This window comes from Microcoleus sp. PH2017_28_MFU_U_A (genome assembly GCF_020738035.1).
Taxonomy (GTDB): domain Bacteria; phylum Cyanobacteriota; class Cyanobacteriia; order Cyanobacteriales; family Microcoleaceae; genus Microcoleus.
Genome location: NZ_JAEQCX010000035.1, coordinates 96,534 through 114,534 on the forward strand (window position 1 = coordinate 96,534; position 18,001 = coordinate 114,534).

The 18,001-nt window shown below is 44.4% G+C and carries 13 protein-coding genes; 5 read left to right on the forward strand and 8 right to left on the reverse strand.

The features are described from left to right. The first annotated feature begins 28 nt into the window (after positions 1–28). The gene (locus JGK14_RS06725) at positions 29–247 is read left to right on the forward strand and encodes a hypothetical protein (protein ID WP_293216365.1); all 219 of its coding nucleotides are present in this window, start codon (positions 29–31) and stop codon (positions 245–247) included. Here the strand turns inward: JGK14_RS06725 and JGK14_RS06730 are convergent. Together JGK14_RS06730 and JGK14_RS06735 are read right to left on the reverse strand one after the other, a co-directional pair. Continuing rightward, complete coding sequence (locus JGK14_RS06730) at positions 225–1,163, reverse strand: serine/threonine protein kinase (protein WP_293216363.1); 939 nt, start codon at positions 1,161–1,163, stop codon at positions 225–227. The genes JGK14_RS06725 and JGK14_RS06730 overlap by 23 nt on opposite strands. Before the next feature lie 461 nt (positions 1,164–1,624). Then, positions 1,625–2,356 carry a DUF7873 family protein gene (locus JGK14_RS06735; RefSeq protein WP_293189697.1) on the reverse strand — a complete coding sequence of 244 codons (732 nt, stop codon included), beginning with the start codon at positions 2,354–2,356 and terminating at the stop codon, positions 1,625–1,627. A gap of 15 nt (positions 2,357–2,371) precedes the next feature. Between JGK14_RS06735 and JGK14_RS06740 the strand changes: the two genes are divergently transcribed. Then, positions 2,372–2,509 carry a hypothetical protein gene (locus JGK14_RS06740; RefSeq protein WP_325314881.1) on the forward strand — a complete coding sequence of 46 codons (138 nt, stop codon included), beginning with the start codon at positions 2,372–2,374 and terminating at the stop codon, positions 2,507–2,509. Between the two features lie 63 nt (positions 2,510–2,572). On the opposite strand, the gene JGK14_RS06745 is transcribed toward JGK14_RS06740, so the two are convergent. After that, complete coding sequence (locus JGK14_RS06745; RefSeq protein WP_293189695.1) at positions 2,573–3,475, reverse strand: hypothetical protein; 903 nt, start codon at positions 3,473–3,475, stop codon at positions 2,573–2,575. A gap of 10 nt (positions 3,476–3,485) precedes the next feature. Next, a complete protein-coding gene (locus tag JGK14_RS06750; protein WP_293195697.1) occupies positions 3,486–4,997 on the reverse strand; it encodes an MBOAT family O-acyltransferase in 1,512 nt (503 codons plus the stop codon). A 546-nt stretch (positions 4,998–5,543) separates the two neighbouring features. On the opposite strand from JGK14_RS06750, the gene JGK14_RS06755 reads away from it, so the two are divergent. After that, positions 5,544–5,819 carry a hypothetical protein gene (locus tag JGK14_RS06755; protein WP_293324773.1) on the forward strand — a complete coding sequence of 92 codons (276 nt, stop codon included), beginning with the start codon at positions 5,544–5,546 and terminating at the stop codon, positions 5,817–5,819. Between the two features lie 131 nt (positions 5,820–5,950). Here JGK14_RS06755 and JGK14_RS06760 read toward each other — a convergent pair whose 3' ends face one another. Continuing rightward, positions 5,951–6,844, reverse strand: coding sequence for an EI24 domain-containing protein (locus JGK14_RS06760; protein ID WP_293174659.1), 894 nt, complete (start codon positions 6,842–6,844; stop codon positions 5,951–5,953). 222 nt (positions 6,845–7,066) lie between these two features. Between JGK14_RS06760 and JGK14_RS06765 the strand changes: the two genes are divergently transcribed. Then, complete coding sequence (locus JGK14_RS06765) at positions 7,067–7,816, forward strand: 2-phosphosulfolactate phosphatase family protein (RefSeq protein ID WP_293174662.1); 750 nt, start codon at positions 7,067–7,069, stop codon at positions 7,814–7,816. A 474-nt stretch (positions 7,817–8,290) separates the two neighbouring features. Here JGK14_RS06765 and JGK14_RS06770 read toward each other — a convergent pair whose 3' ends face one another. Further along, positions 8,291–9,685 carry a lipid-A-disaccharide synthase-related protein gene (locus tag JGK14_RS06770; RefSeq protein ID WP_293174665.1) on the reverse strand — a complete coding sequence of 465 codons (1,395 nt, stop codon included), beginning with the start codon at positions 9,683–9,685 and terminating at the stop codon, positions 8,291–8,293. A 164-nt stretch (positions 9,686–9,849) separates the two neighbouring features. On the opposite strand from JGK14_RS06770, the gene JGK14_RS06775 reads away from it, so the two are divergent. Beyond that, a complete protein-coding gene (locus JGK14_RS06775) occupies positions 9,850–10,413 on the forward strand; it encodes a Uma2 family endonuclease (RefSeq protein WP_293174668.1) in 564 nt (187 codons plus the stop codon). A gap of 150 nt (positions 10,414–10,563) precedes the next feature. Here JGK14_RS06775 and JGK14_RS06780 read toward each other — a convergent pair whose 3' ends face one another. Together JGK14_RS06780 and JGK14_RS06785 are read right to left on the reverse strand one after the other, a co-directional pair. Next, entirely contained in the window at positions 10,564–15,756 is a 5,193-nt protein-coding gene (locus JGK14_RS06780) for a PAS domain S-box protein (RefSeq protein ID WP_325314882.1), read from the reverse strand. Positions 15,757–16,334: 578 nt separating this feature from the next. After that, positions 16,335–17,627, reverse strand: a complete 1,293-nt coding sequence (locus JGK14_RS06785; RefSeq protein WP_293211478.1) for an ATP-binding protein — start codon at positions 17,625–17,627, stop codon at positions 16,335–16,337. Positions 17,628–18,001: the final 374 nt, after the last annotated feature.

The following is an 18,001-nucleotide window of genomic DNA, read 5'->3' on the forward strand; positions in this document are numbered from 1 at the left end:
ATAGAATTATTGAGTTGAGAAACCAGAGATGATTGACACACCATCCACCGAACCAACACTGACAGATGTAATCGAAAAATTAGACAGCCTATCAACCCGTGTTGACCACCTAGCGACTGATGTCGAGAAGTTCAACGATCGATTTTCCAACTACCAGCAAGCGACTCAATGGGTTGTGCAGCTTGCTTTTACTCTGATTGCTAGTGCCACGATCACGGTGATTGTTACTTCGGTTCTGCGTCGGTAATCAAAAGGTTAATATTTTTGAGTTTTTCTAAAATAACTTGGGTATTTTCAGGTCGGTTTTCGGGTAGCGGTTCCATCAATTGGTCGATCAAGCTTACGAACAACTCGTCAACGCCTACAGCTTGATTTCTCCAATTTATTTTACCTGTTGTTGGATTGACGGGAAAGTCGATCGGCTGCAAACCCGTTAATAAATGTACAAAAGTACGGCCCAAAGCGAAAAAGTCCGTTAGCGAAGCCCTCGAAGAGGATCGCACTTCAGCTTTACCTGCAATTTGTTCGGGCGCGGAGTATCCAGCAGAACCTATGGGTGCGGTATCCGTGTCTGCTTCGGCTGCTGCGCCAAAGTCAATTAATCGCAATTTCCCATCCGCTGCAAGCATCAAGTTGGATGGCTTAATATCCCGATGCACTAAATGATATTTGTGAATTGCCTCCAAAATATAGAGCATTTGTTGCAGCCAATCAACAGCTAATGTTTGAGAAATGTACTGATGTTTAGTTAGAAATTCTGCCAAGTTTTCGCCAATAATTTTTTCCATCACCAAACAAGACAATTGCTGCGAGTTATGGGGGAATTTAAGCTGGAAATAACCGTCTGGTTCGACTTGGGGAACTCTTCCCTTTCCCGCTAGCCAAATTAATGCCCGCGCTTCTTGTTGAAACAAACGAAGTAAATCGGGATTGTGTGTATGTTTCAAGACTTTTAACACCTTGAGTGTTCCCCATTCATTGTCCCCGGTTCCCCAATCTTGGACTTCAAAGATGTCTGTGGGGCGTGCGGGATTGGGCGATCGCACTGGCTTGATGATACGATAGCGATCGGCAATTAGTAAAGCCGTGCCACAAGCCTGACAATTTTGAGTAGCAGCAGTATTTTCCCGTTGTTCGCATTGAGGATTGATACAGTAACTCATCTGTCTTGATGCGTCCTGGACTGACGGATTTAACGGATTGATTCAATTATTAGCGCGAAACCCAGTAGTTCTGACCTTACTACTGGGTTTCTATTACCGGCCATTTTACACGCTACCACATTTAAGTCAAGGATTTAAGATTAATATCATCGCGCTCTACCGATTGAGCTACTCCCCAGTGTTTGGTTGGGGAGGCTGGAATTGAACCAGCAACCTCGATGACCTGATTGTTCCTGACATTCGTTTTGGCGATCGGCGGTGAATGCTGAGTTTAGAGTAATAACTTGCTATTGAATTTGTACGCAACGCTGCCTCTGCCAATTTGGGCTACCCCTCATTATTAGGTTGAAGGGACAGGAGTCGAACCTGTACTGTCACAGTTGTACGGTTTAAGTTGAAGTTTGAGATTGAACTTGTACTCTGTTTATATCTTAAACCATAACTATCAAAAAAGCAAGCTATTAGCGGAAAATAAATTGAAAAATTCGCTCTCCTACTCTCTGTTCTTCAACTTCAGAATTGTTAGCTTCTTCGCGGGAAAACATCACAGCTTTCTGCAATATTTCCACCCTTTGCAGCAACTCATTGATCCGCTGCGCTGGTAAAGCTCCAGAAAACTTGACAGTGCGCCAGTAGCCGATCGTAATATCTTCGTAATAGACATCCACTTGAGCCGGATGGTGTTCCGTAGCTTCAGCTTTAACGTGATTGCGGGGAGTTTTAAAAGTCTTGAGAGTTTGCACCGGTTCTGTTGCCCAACAGTCGGCTGAAGCATCAAAGTTCCAAGTCTCGGAAGCATCTAAAACAGGAAGTTTTTTGATAAATGCTTGCAACTCTGACAGTTGCTTTTCAATGAATAGTAAATAGCTGACTGGCACTTGGCTCAAAAGCACGTTTCCGTCTACAGTTACGTCGGCACGGGCTCTGCAATTTGTCCAGTCTTTGGTTGCGGTTACGTCGAAGAGTTTGGTCAAAACTTCTGTTGTTTTGCGGATAATCTCTTCGGCTTTGACTTCGACTTTTTTGGACTCGGGCGGCAGTTGTTCGCCTTCTTCGTCTTTGGGGCGGTACGTGCGGGAGATTCCCGAAAGCACGGCGGGCTTCTGGAGGGCTTTTTGGGCTTCTGCTAGTTCTTGGATCGATCGGCTTTTGATGCCTTTCTCGATCGCGATAATCTGATTTAATCGTGCCATAGTTCTAAATTATTGATGCTGAAGTCACGTCGAGTATGGTTGCAGGGCGATCGTCAAACTCTTTCTCGTGTGGCTTTTAGGGCTTTGAGGACTGAAGTCCTGACTGCAAACCTTACGATTTTTAAGCTGACATCACAGACATTTGTAGTATGACATACTTCAAATAGAATGACAACCTTTCCTTTGGAGGGGCCATGCCAAGAGTCCCCGCCCTGACTAGCCCAACAATTTATGACTCAAAAACTTGGCAAAATCCCTAGCATCGCTGCGGATCAAGTGAATGCCGTCATTGGTGCGCCATTCTCGCGGGGGCGGGGGGGGCAACCACTCAAAGCGATCGGACGGAAACAGCTTTTTAGTCAATTCTCGGACTTGTTTTCTCCTGATTGCAGCGTCAACTCGCGACTCTTGAGGAATGTCAAATAAAATTATTTTTGCCCCGCTATTTTTATTGATTTCAGCGATTTGAGCTCTAATTACAGCAGCTTCTTTTTTGATATCTTCTGCATCTTTTTTAGACAAAGGTTGGCTTTGAATGTCAACTGTTGTTTGGATAGCTTTTTGCGATAATTCCGGAGTAAGATTGCGAGCCTCTCCGCTATCTAGTGCCTCTTTTGTTGCTTTTTGATTTTGTTTAGAGCGTTGTTTTAACGAATGTATAAAAATACTAACTGGACGATATTCTTCTCTCAGTATTGGCAAATACTGGCGCATCCAATAAAAAACAGGATTGTACAAAGATTCAACTAAATCCCTATCTATTGTGCGACTAATAGTATCGTTAATTTCTACCAAAATAATCGGAGGGTTGCTATTACTTTTTTTAACTATTTCTAAACCCGTCTGGCTCGATCCTCCCCCCAAAGCTATGCTCTTTACGCCCTTTCCAATGTCTGTAACATGAAGGTTGGCAGATAGAGAACTACCCACCATGACAATTTTCAGATCGGAATCATCATATACATACCTTTGAGCTTTGACAATATTATTTTGAATCAGGCTAACTCCGTCAGAAGCTGGCAACACTCCGCCACTGACGAGAACTTGATAAAAACTTATTACAAACAGGAAAATTAGTACCGGGCGCAGAATAGATCGCAACTTGTATTTTATAAACATTGAACACCTTCTAGAATTGGAAATAAATAAATTGTTTCGAGCTGCCACTGTTGAGGAATATCATTGCTAGCATAATTCCTAAAGCTACATCTTGATAAATACTCCAGAATTTTTGATTTTTTTTAAGTGAATCATGTTTCATCAGATTTTGCCAAGTGGGAAAATGAGGAATGTGATAAATTACTACTGGTAGGGAAAAAGTTAGCGTCGGAATAATGTGAGTCCAACCAGGCTTGACTTTATAGTTGCGAACTAAAGTAACTACGAAGTCAACTGCTTCTTCAAATCGTGGGAGTTTGAAAAGCAGCCATCCGAAGGAAACAAAAGAGAAAATTCCTACAACGCTAACGCTGTCAAATAATAATTGCTGCCAGATTGGTTTGGTTTCTGCTGAATTGGGTTCTGGGGATTTATTTTTGGATTTGTCGAACCCAAAAAAGCGTTCTACTGCTAAACCAAATCCGTGATAAATTCCCCAAACTGCATAACTCCAAGCAGCACCGTGCCACAATCCGCCTAAAGTCATTACTGTCATTAAGTTAAGATAAGTTCTGATTTTTCCTTTACGGTTTCCTCCTAGGGGAAAGTATAGATAATCTCTGAGCCAAGTTGATAGGGAAATGTGCCACCTTCTCCAGAATTCGGAGAGGGAACGGGAGATGTAGGGAAAGTTGAAGTTGTCGGGAATTGCGTAGCCCAAAGCCGCTGCTAAACCGATCGCAATTAAGGAGTAACCGGCAAAATCGGCAAAGATTTGGATTGAGTAGCCGAACAGCAGCGTCAGGTTGGTAATAGTTCCAAATCCTTGGTAGTAGGGAAAGCTGATCCAGAAGGTATAGTCTTTTAAGTTGTCGGCGACGACCATTTTTAGGAAGTAGCCGACTGTGAGCGATCTAAAAATGAAATTGAAAGAAATGTCTTTTAAATATTTAGGCTCAATCTGGGGATAGAATGTCTTGGATTTTAAAATAGGGCCTGAGAGTAAATTGGGAAAAAAGCTAATAAAAAATGAAGTATTGAGCAGGTGTTGGCTAAATTTGGGTGATACGTAAGCGTGGGATTCTGTTTCGCTTTCGCTTTTATCTTTTTGACTCAGTACATCTACCACTAAACTTATGCCTTCAAAGGTGTAGAAAGAAATACCGATTGGCAGAGGTAATTTTAAGAATAAATAAGCAATACTGCCTTCGGTTCGAGCAATATTAAAAACATCTGCAACAAAGTTAGTGAGCAAACCGGCGTATTTAAACAAGCTCAAAATTAATACATTCAGAACTACTCCTAATAAGGCCCAAAAAAAACGCTGTTTCTTGTCTGAAATTCTGGCAATTTGAAAGCTGGCTGTAGCGTTGATCGCAATTGAGAGGAGCAGGATTGACAGCAGTGCGGGAGCGTTCCAACTGTAAAATATGAAGCTGGCAATTATGAGGATGGGAACTTGCAGTTTTTGTAAGGGAGGGAAATAATATATGGTGAAAACAATTGCAAAAAATACTAGAAATTCAATACTGTTAAATAACATATTCTTTTGATTTCGGTCTTTGATAAGTCTAACGGACAGCGGGTTGATTACTTTGGTTTTTCATCGGTTTTTCAACCGATATCCCTCGCGTTGTCTGGTGGGATTTTTGTGAAAAAACCCAGTTTCTGCGTCTCAGAGTTTTTTACCTAAGTTGTGACACCATTTTCCTAAAATAATGCAACTGTTGGCAAGCTTTAAACCCATACATAGTAAGTCATTTCCAACTTTTTGATTTTCTATGCAAAAAGCGAAAATCGAAAATCGAAAAAGTTATCACTCACTATATCAAGGAGTGGCACTAATGCCAAGAGCGGACTCGTGGTGAGAGGTCGATCGCGCTTCCTGCAAAAGTGTAGCAAAGTTTACCTATTTTTCACGCTGCGACTACCTCCTGAGATAGATGTGCAAATACCTCCAGGGGCAAATTGCAATATTGGGAAACATTTCTTAACATATAGATAACAAAGGGAATCCGAGGAGACCAAAAATCCTTAAGCCCTTGGGGTGCTCGGTTAACCAGATTCTTCGCAAACAAGGGCTAAATCAATGAACAAGCAGCAAAACTCCGAAGTTTCAGCATTTTTGCCAATGCTCCAAAAAGGCATTTGGCTGTTTGGGATTCTGTCTTGGATATTCGGGCTGACAGATAGAAGTATTGCACTATTGTCTGACGGATATCTGTCCGCGATCGATATTGTCCAGCTATTTACAGCTTCCTTCTTTTTCGTTAGTTGGATTTTTTTAAGCCCGTTTTTGAGTTCTAACTCCCAGAGTCAGCGGAAGGTAGAAGGCATTCGGCGCAAAGTAGAAGCATCTCGCTAGTTTTTAAGGAATGAGAATTAAATAACTTACAATCTTTATTGTTCTTGTGGGATGGGCGTCCCGCCCGTCCAGAAAGGACGGGCGGGACGCCCATCCCACTTTCAAGAGTGTAAATTATTTAATTTGCGATCCTAAGTTGTTATGTTAGATTCGGTCGGGCTGTTGGTTTCTTCTGTGGCGAAGCGGGCGGGCCAAATGCGATCGCAAAAAAACAAAGTCCCCGCCGTCATACACAGTGGAATCGCCAACAGATTCAACAGGGGAATGCTCACCAAACCCAAACAAACCAAACCAAAACTCCCGCTAGCCGGCAAACTCGCCCGAATTATCTCAAATTTATCCTGAAAAGGTAGCTTCCGCCGCTCCAAAGGTGCATTTAAAAAGTCCAAACAGACAATAGTCGCGCCCAAAGCTACGCCTCCTAAACTGCTAAGAATAGAGCCGGGGCCGGGGAGAAAATTCAGCAGCAGGAGCGGTATCCCGATGCTGAACAAAAGTTGTAGTTTTCGGATTTCAAAGCCGATCGCCATTTGTAGATCCCGAAAAATACTCGCCAAGTTCATTGGTGCTTCTGCGGGCAATTGACCGTTCCGCAGAAGTTCCAATTGTTCGGATAATTTGCCGTACCAGGGCGAACCTAAAATCACGCCAAACTGGACTAATAAAAACCCGATTATTAACAAAAGTCCTGAAACCAAAAGTACGCGCAGCAGCCAGCCGAAACCGATTGTTAAGACGCCAAGAAAGCTCAGCCAAGCTGGCAAACTCGCAATTAAATCATTAAATTTGACTGACAAATCGGCAACTAAAACGTCTATGCCTGCCAAACTAGGAAATAGCAAGCTTAAATAAAGACCGATACCAATTAAAAAATTTAGGACGACGGGAATTAATACATAAGTCCACAGCTTGGGAGTTTGCAAAATCAGCGTGAAAGCTCGAAAAGGATAGGTGAAACCTACCAAAAGTCCAAGGGGAGCGGTAATGGCTGCGGGGGCGGGATTTGAATTGAGCTGTTTTGACATATGGTTAAACAGTTGACAGTTGACAGTTGACAGTTGACAGCGAATTGATAAGAACGGAGATTTAAACTCCGTTTTTATCACAATCTGCCTTCATGAGTAAGGGCTTCAAACCCGGCTATTCGGTGAAGGAAGAAGGAAGAAGGAAGAAAGCCCTTCGACTACGCTCAGGGTACAAATTCTATTATTATTACGTATGAGGATTTATTGCAGGTAGCCCCAAAAGTGAAGCTTTTTATTTACCATACCCCGGAACTTACGCCAGCAGACAAGATGCCGGCTTGCGCGATCGCAGTTGATGTACTGCGGGCGACTACGACGATGGCGACGGCCTTGAATAATGGGGCGGAAGCTGTGCAAGTTTTCAGCGACTTAGATAAGCTGATGGCCGAGAGCGAAAAATGGCCTGGAGACAAGCGGATTCGCGCCGGAGAGCGCGGTGGCGCGAAAGTTGACGGTTTTGACATGGGGAATTCGCCGCTGGACTGCCCGCCAGAAAAGGTGACTGGAAAGCGAATTTTTATCAGCACAACTAACGGTACTCGGGCTCTGCAACGAGTGCAAGATGCTGCTACGGTGTTGACGGCGGCTTTGAACAACCGCAAATCTGTGGTGCAGTTTCTGTTAAGCAAAAAGCCGGAAAGTATTTGGATTGTGGGTTCTGGTTGGGAAGGGAGTTATTCGTTGGAGGATACGGTGTGTGCTGGTGCGATCGCCCAAAGTCTTTTAGCAGAAAGCGGTATTCCTGCGATCGATTTTGCTGGTAACGATGAAGTGTTTGGGGCGATCGCTCTTTATCTGCACTGGCAAGATCGGCTGCATGAATTGTTGGAAAAAGCCAGTCACGGCCAGCGCCTCCTGGGTTTGGGTGTGATTGAAGATTTAAAATATTGCGCGCAATTAGATACTTTAGATGTGCTTCCTATGCAGCGAGAACCGGGTGTGTTGGTGAAGTCGGATTTTAAAATTTCTTAGGCTGATTTCTGGGTTTTATCTTCGGAAGAAACGGCGAATTGAAATTGTCTGCGAGTGCAGTATTGGTAGGTACGCTGGGAGCATCTCAGTTTTGCATTTACAACAGTGCGAGCTTAAGAGCTCGCGTATTGTACAATACGCGAGCTCTTAAGCTCGCACTACAATAAAAAAAATGCTTTTTACAAAACTGAGATGCTCCCGATGCTCCCGGAGCATCTCAGTTTTGCATTTGTAGTGCGAGCTTAAGAGCTCGCGGGTATTATACTCGCGAGCTCTTAAGCTCGCACTCAAAGAAAAAATGCTTTTTACCAAAATGAGATGCTCCCTGCGAGTCCGCATCCAATCGGAGGACTGAAGTCCTCACTACGAACGACGGAAGTTAGTAATTAGCGAACAATATTTTTTCAATAAAGTGCAATTAAAGATATTGAGTAGGGAGACAATATTGTTGTATTCCTAGTGTATTCCAGACAATTAAGAATTGTTGGATTCGCCGAACCGTTGAATTAAACACTCGGCAATTCTGGCTGATGCACCGCCTTCTCCCATGCGGCGCCAGCCATTTTCAGCGATTAGCTGCAACCTGTCGGGATCGCGAAGCAAAGACTGGATGGTGCCGGCAACTTCGGCGGGATGTTTGACTAAAATTAATGAGGGGCCTAAGAGGCGACTTTGAGCTTCGGCAAAAGCGGGAGTAAATTGCGGGCCGCTTCCGGGAATGGCGATCGCCGGTTTTCCTAAACCGACAAATTGTTCTGTAGCGGTTCCGGCCATTGCGATCGCTAAATCGGCTTGGTACAAACAATCGTTAAAACTTTGCTGAGTTAAAATCATCGTGGCTTTTCTTTGCACAAAAGTCAAGGGCAATAGCAAATTAGGAGATTCTTTCCTAATTTCTTGAGCGCTAGAAACAGGAGGTCGCAAAATACTGCCTTCTCGCCGCTGGGTTTTAGTTTCGCCGTCTTGACGCCAGCCGAAAAATTCTAAACTAGGTCGCAAAGCTTCTAAGTTTAACTCGGGAGAAATAGCTCCGAAAAATAACAATTTGCGATCGCCAAACAGAGACAAAATTCCGGCTACAGCCTCTACTATTAGCAGCCAATTAGCATAGGCTTCCGGCGCTCGGGAACCGGGCAGTAAGGTGATGACGAGCGATCGCTCCATTTCCCGAAACTCTGCATCAGGGCCGTAAAAACGGGCGGGGTTTTCCGGTTCGAGTCCGTCCATCATGGGATTGCCGAGATTGTAGGCGGGAATTCCCAGCTTTTCTAAAGTCTCGGCGGTGAGGGCGTCCCGGACAAAAACGGCTTTACAGAGCTTTCTAGTCATCAACCAGCGCTCCCAAGGGAAATAAACCGATCGCGACCAAATCTTCCAAGCCCACGGGCGGGATTTGCCAGCCAGAGGCCCCTGCTCGTCCCGCACGTGATACTCCGACTTGGCCGTGCCGACAAAGGCATAGGGCGCGGCGCCCAGCCAAGCAAACAGCAGCGGTACAATATCTCCGCAAGCTAAGATTGCTGGCTTGTGATTTCCAGACTGTTGTGGCGATCGCACCCAAGCGCGGATAGCTTTAAACTGAGCTAGGGTCAACTGAAGCAACCCGCCTTTGACATCGCGCAAAAATTCCCTTCCGTCCATGTAGATAAAGCCACCCGAAGGCATCCGCTGCACCGGGCCGATGATGCAGGCGTTTTCTAGTTGAGCGAAAGCTTGCCCTTCGCCCACTAGCGGAAACACGGCTATTTCTGGGGGATGCGGGTGCTGTTGCAGTTCTCGCAAGATGCGAAGGGCGATCGCATCTTCTCCGTGGCCGTTACTGAGGCAAAGTATTTTCAATCCCAAATCTCTCAAAAAACTGTCTCTCATATTATCATCGGGCAAACAGGGCATCGGCCAAACAGGGCATTGGGCATACGTCACTTTTTTGAGAACTACTATATAGCAGAAAAAATGAAGTAAGTAGACCCGCGCGAGTCGGGCACTTTTTGGTAAAATAGCGGATGAAACTCCTATTTTAGAGGTAAAATCGGATGCTACAAACCCTGCCAAAATCTTTGACACTCGAAGAGTTTCTGAAGTTGTCAGAAACCAAACCAGCCAGCGAGTACATTGACGGTAAAATCATTCAAAAACCCATGCCTCAAGGAGAACATAGTGTAATTCAAGGCGAGTTGACAAGTGCTGCTAATGCTGCTCTCAAACCTCAAAAGGTGGCGCGAGCATTTCCCGAACTGCGGTGTGTTTTTGGCGGTCGCGCGATCGTTCCCGACGTGACTGTATTCACTTGGGAGCGCATTCCCCGTAACGAAAATGGCGGTGTGGCAAATGTGTTTGCGATCGCCCCGGATTGGACAATTGAAATCCTCTCCCCTGACCAAAGCCAAACTAAAGTTACTAAAAATATTTTACATTCTCTCAAACACGGAACTCAAATGGGTTGGTTAATCGATCCAGAAGAGCGATCGGTTTTTGTATATCGGCCGGCTCAATCAACCGAGGTGTTTGACGAACCGGAACAGTTATTGCCCGTGCCATCTTTTGCCAGGGAATTGCAACTGACAGTAGGAGATTTATTTGGTTGGCTGTTACAGTGAAACAACAGAATATTATATAGCCTTTCTCACTAACATGAGTTACGCATTGGGCGAAGCGAAGCGGAGGGATTGGGCCCAGCGTAGCGGAGGGATTGGATCTGACAACCAATAACTAATAACCAATAACTAATAACCAATAACTAATAACTACTAACCATCGATATACTGCTGTAAAATATTCCGAATTTGTTTGAGCTGAAATCCCTTAGCAAGTTGGCGGAGCTTCGTGGCAAACGGCACTAATTTTGGTTCCAAACTTTCCAGCTTAGCACTCTCCTCAAAAATTTCTTCAATGTCGCCCATAGCCGCAAGTTTCACAATTTTTGCTACCGACTCAGAAGCCGCAGGTAACAGAGCAGCATAAGCAGGAAAATCAGATGCTGGTGACAAACTGGGAGTTTTACAATTTTGGTTTTCCGGAGATTCCTCGTAAATCCATTCTAGTCCCAAATGCACGCGCAACTGTTCCAAAAAGTGATTTGCTTCGATCGGCTTGGGAAGAAAATCATCGCACCCTGCAAGGATGCTCTCTTGCTGCGCCGACTCGAAAACGCTAGCTGACAAAGCGATTAACACGACATCTTTTAATTCCGGCAACTGCCGCAGTCTCCTTGTAGTTTCTAAGCCATCCATTACAGGCATTTGCAAGTCCATTAAAATCACATCAGGTTGAAATTTGACTGCTTTGTAGAGGCATTCTTGACCATTTTGTGCCTCTGCAACTTCAAATCCCAAACGCCCCAGCATCCTGCACAACAAATCGCGATTTAGTTGATTGTCGTCCACGATTAGCACTTTCCGCTTATTGCCCACAAAACCGACCAGCCAGCGTTTTTCCCGCAAAGGAGACACCTCTAAGTAGCGTTTGGCTGCGGGCAATTCTAAATCTAGCCAGAAAGTGCTGCCTTTTCCGAAAGTGCTGTTGACGCGAATTTTGCTGCCCATCAGTTTAGCTAATTTCTGGCTGATCGAGAGTCCGAGACCCGTACCTTCAACAAAGGTATTGCCTCCTACTTGGTGGAACGGCAAAAATATTTCTTCTAACTTGCTTTTGTCTATTCCTGTCCCGGTATCCTCGACTTGAAATCGGATTTTTAAAGCGTGTTTAGCTGCGATCGCATTGTGGGAAAAGCGCAGATAATTTTCTTTGAGTTCAGAACTCAAAAGCGAGAATTCGTATGTTTCTCCTTGGCTGCGACTCCAGGCCTCTGTGCCGACATAGCCGACTTTGAAAGTTACTCCGCCGCTGTTAGTAAATTTAACGGCATTGCTGAGTAAATTTATCAGAACTTGGCGCAATCTTTTTTGATCGACTTGGACGCAGGTGGGCAGGGGCGATACTTGTTCGTAATTGAAACAAATTCCTTTTTGATCTGCCCGCATCTGAAACAGATCCGCAATGTTTTTCGTAAAATTTAGAAAATTTAACTCTTCCGGGTAGAGTTCCATTTTTCTAGCTTCGATTTTAGAAAGGTCTAAAACATCGTTGATTAACATCAGCAGGTGTTGACCGCACTGTTGAATATTGCTGAGACTTTCTTGTTGATCGCAGCTTAAGTCTCTGTCGGTTTTGAGGATTTGAGCGTAACCTAAAACCCCGTTTAAAGGCGTGCGGAGTTCGTGGCTCATGTTGGCGAGAAATTCGCTTTTGGCGCGGTTGGCGGTTTCGGCGGCTTCTTTAGCTAATTTTAGGGCTGCTTCTGCTTGTTTGCGATCGGCTATTTCGGTTTGTGCTTGTTCAAATAGTGTCGATTGCTGGATCGCGATCGCCAATTGCACGCACAATTGCCGCAGGGATTCTATTTCTGAGGAATCCCAGACACGGGGGCCGCTGCAATCGTGGGCGATCAGCAGTCCCCAAAGTTGATTTTCTGCGGTGGGTTGGGCAGGGTAAATGCTTTCTCGTGCTTGTAAAATTGGCACTATTAAGTTAGCTCTAACTTCAAAATTTTCAAGAATTTTAATGTAGCATTCGCTCAGATTTTCACCATAAATATCTTCGATAGCTCGAATACAGCCTTGCTGGTAAATAGCAACAAATTTATCTTTAAAACAGGGGTCAAGATTGTTAAAACCTCGGAGAGAAATTCGATTATTTGCCACGGATTCGACAACTACAGTGCCGCTCCAGTCGGGATTAAAGCGGTAAATAACTGTGCGGTCTGTTTGCAATAATTGCCGCACTTGATCGACAGCAGCGGTGAGAACTTCTTCTAAATTGAGGGAAGAGCGAATGCGATCGAGCATGGCAACTACCAGGCGTTCTCGCCTTAATTGCTTTAGCAGCGCCATCTCAGCTTGTTTCCGGTCTGTGATGTCGGTAATTACTCCCACAAACCCGATTAAATTATCAGTTTCATCTTTAATACAGTCAGCGCGAAATAAGGTTGTTACCAGTTCCTTGCTTTTAGTTTTGATTTTGAGTTCGCCTTGCCAAGATTTGCCTTTACGAATCGTTTTAAACATTTCTTGCAGCACTGAATTTTGCGGATAAATTGCCGTTGCTCCACCCGCTGCGTTCAGTTCTTCTGCTGTGTAGCCGTACCGCTGAATAAAGGCTTGATTGTGGTAGATCGATCGCCCTGTCAAGTCAGCAATGCCGATCGCATCACTGGTGCTTTCTACGGCTTGAGTCACCCGCAGTAGGTCTAATTCGGCTTGTTTGCGATCGCTAATATCAGTAATGCTGCCGATATAGCCTTTAACTTCGTGCTTGTCTCCGATTTCGGCGATCGCCTGACCGATCGCCCAAATTACCCGACCGTCTGGACGCAGAAAGCGGTATTCTGATTTAAAAGGAATTTTGTGAATAATTGCTCCATACCATTCATTCTTCACCCGATCCGCATCATCGGGATGTAGGGCATTCATCCAGCCAGTTTCGGCTGCTAATTCTGCATTTAATCCCGTGATTTCGCTCCACCGCTGATTCACATAAAGACAATTACCAAACGCATCACTGTGAAATATGCAAACCGGCGATGCTTCTGCCAAAGTTTGATAGCGGCGCTGGCTAGATTGCAGTTCTGATTCTGCTTGTTTTCTTTTGGTGATATCGCGGAAGATCGAAATTATCTCGCCCCCTGCAAGCATTGTCAGCGACAATTCTTGAGGGAACTTAGTACCGTCGCGCCGCTGACCGATCGCTTCTATATTGCAGTACCCTTTTTCCTGGAGCACCGGGATTATTTCACGTTCAAGATATTGAATTTCAGCACGGCTGTAGAGCATTTTCCATTTCTTCCCATACAGTTCGCTAGCGCTAGCCAAGCCGTACATTTTAAGATAAGCGTCGTTTGAATAAATACATTCTTTACGCTCGTTAAAAATAGCAATGCCGTCATGAGCAGCGCCCATAGCGACTGCTTGTCGCTGAAGTTCCGACTCAGCTTTTTTGCGAGAAGTAATATCGCGAGCCACTGCATAAATCAAACCTTCTTCGCTAAAAGGCGATGCCGTCCACAGCAACCATTTGTAAGAACCGTCTTGGCAAATATAGCGGTTTTCAAAGTAAATACTGGGCGTGCCACTTATTAGCTTTTCCGCTTCGATTAGAGTGGCTACTCGATCGTCTGGATGAATAAATTCGATTAATGGTTTGGCGAGCAGTTCGGCGCTGCTGTAGCCCAGAGCATTTGACCAAGCAGGGTTTAATCGTTTAAAATAGCCGTCGAAACCAGCAATACAAAGCAAGTCTAAGGATATAGTAAAAAAGCGATCGCGCTCTGTCTGTGCCTGCTTTAACTCAGTGATATCCATCACTAAACCGTCCCAGAGAATATCGCCTTTGCTCCCAGATTTGCTCTGATTGGTGAGCCTTTCCGGTCTGGATGCTCCTTGCAGCCACTTAACTTTTCCGGATGGCATAATCTGCCGCCACTGCTGCCGCCAAGGTTCCAGCATAGCGGCTGAAATTGCGATCGATGCTTCTAAATCTAAGCGATCGTCTGCATGAATTCGGCTGAAAATCAATTCTGCATTTTGCTCTATTGCTTCTGGCTCTAATTCGTAAAGTTCCCGACTGCCTGAAGAAACGTAAGGAAAATATTTTTCTCCGCTAGCTGAGAGTCGGAATTGATAAATTACTCCGGGCAGGTTGGCTACGAGTTTTTGAAATCGAGCTTCGCTTTGTTCCAGAGCTATTTGCTGCCGTCTGTATTCGGTAAAATTTCTGATTGTGCCAACTATTACTTTACTGTTATCAGCTCTTTTAAAAACGCTTTTCTTGGTAGAAATTATCCATTCTTTTCCCGCAGTGTCGGTGAATTTATCTTCTGTTTCCAAACAGATATCTTTTGCCAATAATTCTTCATCTTTTCTGCAAAAAACATCCGCTTCTGATTTTGGAAGAAAGTCATATTCTGATTTGCCGATCAGTTCTTGTCGAGATTTCCCTATCAACTGACAAAAAGCATCATTTAATATCATCCACCGGTTCTGGTCATCTTTGACAAAAATTGGATCTGGGGTCGCATTTAGAGTGTGGTTTAAAAATTCTTCAGATGCTTTCAGTTGTGCTTCGTAGCGGTAGCGATCGCTCACGTCCAACACCACTTCAATTATCCGGTCAATAGATCCATCTAGGCCGCGGATGCAGCGCAGCGAAACTCGCGTGTAAACTATTTCGCCATCTTTTCTAAACCACCTTTTATCTGAGATGTAACCGTCGGTTTTACCTGCTAACATCTGAGAAAATTTTTCAAAATTGGCCTCAAAATCCTCTGGATGAGTAAGCTCCAGGCAATGCTTGTGCACGAGTTCGTCGCGATCGTATAAGAGCAAATCGCACAGAGCGTCGTTAACTTCAATCCAATTGCAATTTTCAGCAATTGCGGGGTCAATAATTGGAGCGACGATGGCAATTCCGATCAGGGAATTTTCCACCACCGAGCGATATTTTTCTTCGCTTTTTCGCAAAGCATCTTGACTGTTCTGGCGTTCTATGGCGTAACGGAGCGATCGCACTAACAGTTCGCCGTCGATTTTTCTTTTGACTAAATAATCCTGTACGCCCACCGAAATCAACCGCAGCGCCAGCTCTTCGTCGTTTTGGGCAGTCAAAACTACGATCGGCACATTTACCCCATACTCTTGTATCCGAGCCACCGTCTCGATGCCCTGACTGTCTGGTAGTGAAAGGTCTAATAAAATTATGTCAAAACTTTCTTGATTCAATCGCTGCTGCGCTTCGCTGAGGCACTCTACTTTCGTCAGCAATATATACTGCCGACCGCTAATTCCTGACAGCAAATCTTCAATAAGCTCAGCTTCCTGAGGGTGGTCTTCTACTAACAGAACCTTGAAGCACGTAGGAGGTACAGCTAAGTTAAAAACTGCTTTCATAATATTTATTAATTAAAAGTTGTCTCAAGCTAACTTGGATTTTATCTTTTATTTCCGGGGGAGTTATCGAATTGCACCTACACATACATCGGCGATCGGATTGCGGTGTGACTGAACGCTACAAAACTTGTGTTTAAGAGTTATAATTATATCACAAATTCACTCGGCTGTCAACGCGAAATATGTTTTATTCTAACTTGCAATTTAACTGCTACCTTCAAGCTTCGCCCTGAAAATATAGGATTTAATTCAGCTTCTCCTGCCATCTAGCTTCTGGATATAGCCTTTCTCAAAAATATGAGGTACTCATGGGCATAGGGCATAGGGCATCGGGAATAGGGCATAGGGCATCGGGCATGGGGCAAAGAGGGCATCGGGAATACTTCACTTTTTTGAGAACCGCTATATAGCCTTTCGAGCGAAAGATGAGGTACAAATTTGATTTGAGATTTGAGATTTGAGATTAGGAGATTCGAGGATTCGAGGATTCGGGGATTGCGGAATTGGGGAATTGTTAATGAATTGGTCAATACCTCATCTTTCCGATAACCGCTATAAGTGCGTGCCTGATGTCTCGATTAAGGGAGAGTAAAGTGAAAAGTTGAACCTTGACCAGGTTCCGACTCCACCCACATAGATCCACCGTGACGTTCCACAATCTTTTGACAAATTGCTAAACCAATACCTGTCCCAGAATATTCTCTTTGAGTGTGCAAGCGCTGGAAAATTTGAAAGATGCGTTCTTGATGCTGTGGAGCAATCCCAATCCCATTATCCGACACAGAAAACAACCAGTTTTCCTCATGTTGGGAAGCGGTAATATAAACCGTAGGCGGTGCATCGTGGCGATATTTAATTGCATTGCCGAGTAAATTCTGAAAAAGCTGTACCAGTTGAGAAATATCCCCCATTACCTCTGGCAATTCACTGTAGGTAACAACTGCTTGAGCGTTGCGGATAGCCCCTTGTAGGTTGGCAATTGCTTGCTGGACTACATGATTGCAATCTGCCAATTCAAAGGGTTTCTGACTGCGACCAACTCGCGAATATTCGAGCAAATCGTCAATTAAAGTTTGCATTCTCGTGCAGCCCTGAACGATATTGGTGATAAACTTAATAGCTTGGCTGTCGAGTTGGTCTTTGTAGCGTTTTTCTAAAAGTTGAGCGTAGCTGGCAATAGTTGCTAAAGGCGCTTGCAAGTCGTGAGAAGCTACATAAGCAAATTGTTCTAGTTCGGCATTCGACCGCGCCAATTCTTGGTTAGATTTTAAGAGGGCAGATTCAGCGCGCTTGCGGTTCGATATCTCTTGTTGGAGGAGCAAATTTTGCTCTTGCAAGGCTTTTTCAACGGCGAGGCGGTTCCTGATTTCTTCTTGCAAAATCTGGTTTTTTTCGTAAAGAGTTTTTTCAACGGCTAAACGGCTGGTGATTTCTTCTAGAAGCAGCACATTTTGTTCTTTTAGCTGTTTTTGTAAGTTCCGCAGGGTAAGGTGACTTTCGATGCGGGCGAGCACTTCTTCAAACTGAAATGGCTTGCTGATGTAGTCAACTGCTCCTACTGCAAATGCGTTTACTTTGTCGAAAACTTCATCTTTAGCGCTGATAAAAATTACCGGAATTTCGCGAGTTTTAGGTTCAGATTTCAGATGCTGACACACTTCGTAGCCGTTCATTTCCGGCATCATTATGTCGAGTAAAATCAAATCGGGCGGATTAGAATTGCAGGCTCTCAGAGCCATTTGCCCATTAATCACGCAGCGGGGCGCGTACCCCCGATGAGTCAACATTGTAGACAACAGGCGCAGATTTTCTGGCGTATCGTCTACTACTAAAATGTTTCCTAATGGCGTCTCTGGTTGCTGATTGTTCATTGAGTGTTTTCCCAATATAAAGGAAGAAGGAAGTTCGGCAATGGATTATGTAACACAAGATGTAACGGATGGAATAAGGCTTAGTTATAGCTTTTCTGAGAAAGATGAGGTACGACTGGGCATAGGGCATAGGGCATAGGGCATAGGGCATAGGGCATAGGGCATAGCGCATAGCGCATACCTCACTTTTTTGAGAACCGCTATATGTAGAAGAGAAGTCAGAAGCAATAAAGCAAGGATTTCGGTAATTAATAAAATCCTAACCCTCGGGTGCGGTTCGTATATTTTATTTCGTAATTAAAAACAGACTGGGTTCTAGTAGGAATATTGGGGAAATAGAACTAGGAATCATCTCAGACATAGAATTTTCTATC

Coding starts and splice junctions, on each gene's coding strand:
- JGK14_RS06725 (WP_293216365.1), top strand. CDS start 29: ATGATTGACACACCATCCACCGAACCAACACTGACAGATGTAATCGAA.
- JGK14_RS06730 (WP_293216363.1), bottom strand. CDS start 1,163: ATGAGTTACTGTATCAATCCTCAATGCGAACAACGGGAAAATACTGCT.
- JGK14_RS06735 (WP_293189697.1), bottom strand. CDS start 2,356: ATGGCACGATTAAATCAGATTATCGCGATCGAGAAAGGCATCAAAAGC.
- JGK14_RS06740 (WP_325314881.1), top strand. CDS start 2,372: ATGCTGAAGTCACGTCGAGTATGGTTGCAGGGCGATCGTCAAACTCTT.
- JGK14_RS06745 (WP_293189695.1), bottom strand. CDS start 3,475: ATGTTTATAAAATACAAGTTGCGATCTATTCTGCGCCCGGTACTAATT.
- JGK14_RS06750 (WP_293195697.1), bottom strand. CDS start 4,997: ATGTTATTTAACAGTATTGAATTTCTAGTATTTTTTGCAATTGTTTTC.
- JGK14_RS06755 (WP_293324773.1), top strand. CDS start 5,544: ATGAACAAGCAGCAAAACTCCGAAGTTTCAGCATTTTTGCCAATGCTC.
- JGK14_RS06760 (WP_293174659.1), bottom strand. CDS start 6,844: ATGTCAAAACAGCTCAATTCAAATCCCGCCCCCGCAGCCATTACCGCT.
- JGK14_RS06770 (WP_293174665.1), bottom strand. CDS start 9,685: ATGAGAGACAGTTTTTTGAGAGATTTGGGATTGAAAATACTTTGCCTC.
- JGK14_RS06775 (WP_293174668.1), top strand. CDS start 9,850: ATGCTACAAACCCTGCCAAAATCTTTGACACTCGAAGAGTTTCTGAAG.
- JGK14_RS06780 (WP_325314882.1), bottom strand. CDS start 15,756: ATGAAAGCAGTTTTTAACTTAGCTGTACCTCCTACGTGCTTCAAGGTT.
- JGK14_RS06785 (WP_293211478.1), bottom strand. CDS start 17,627: ATGAACAATCAGCAACCAGAGACGCCATTAGGAAACATTTTAGTAGTA.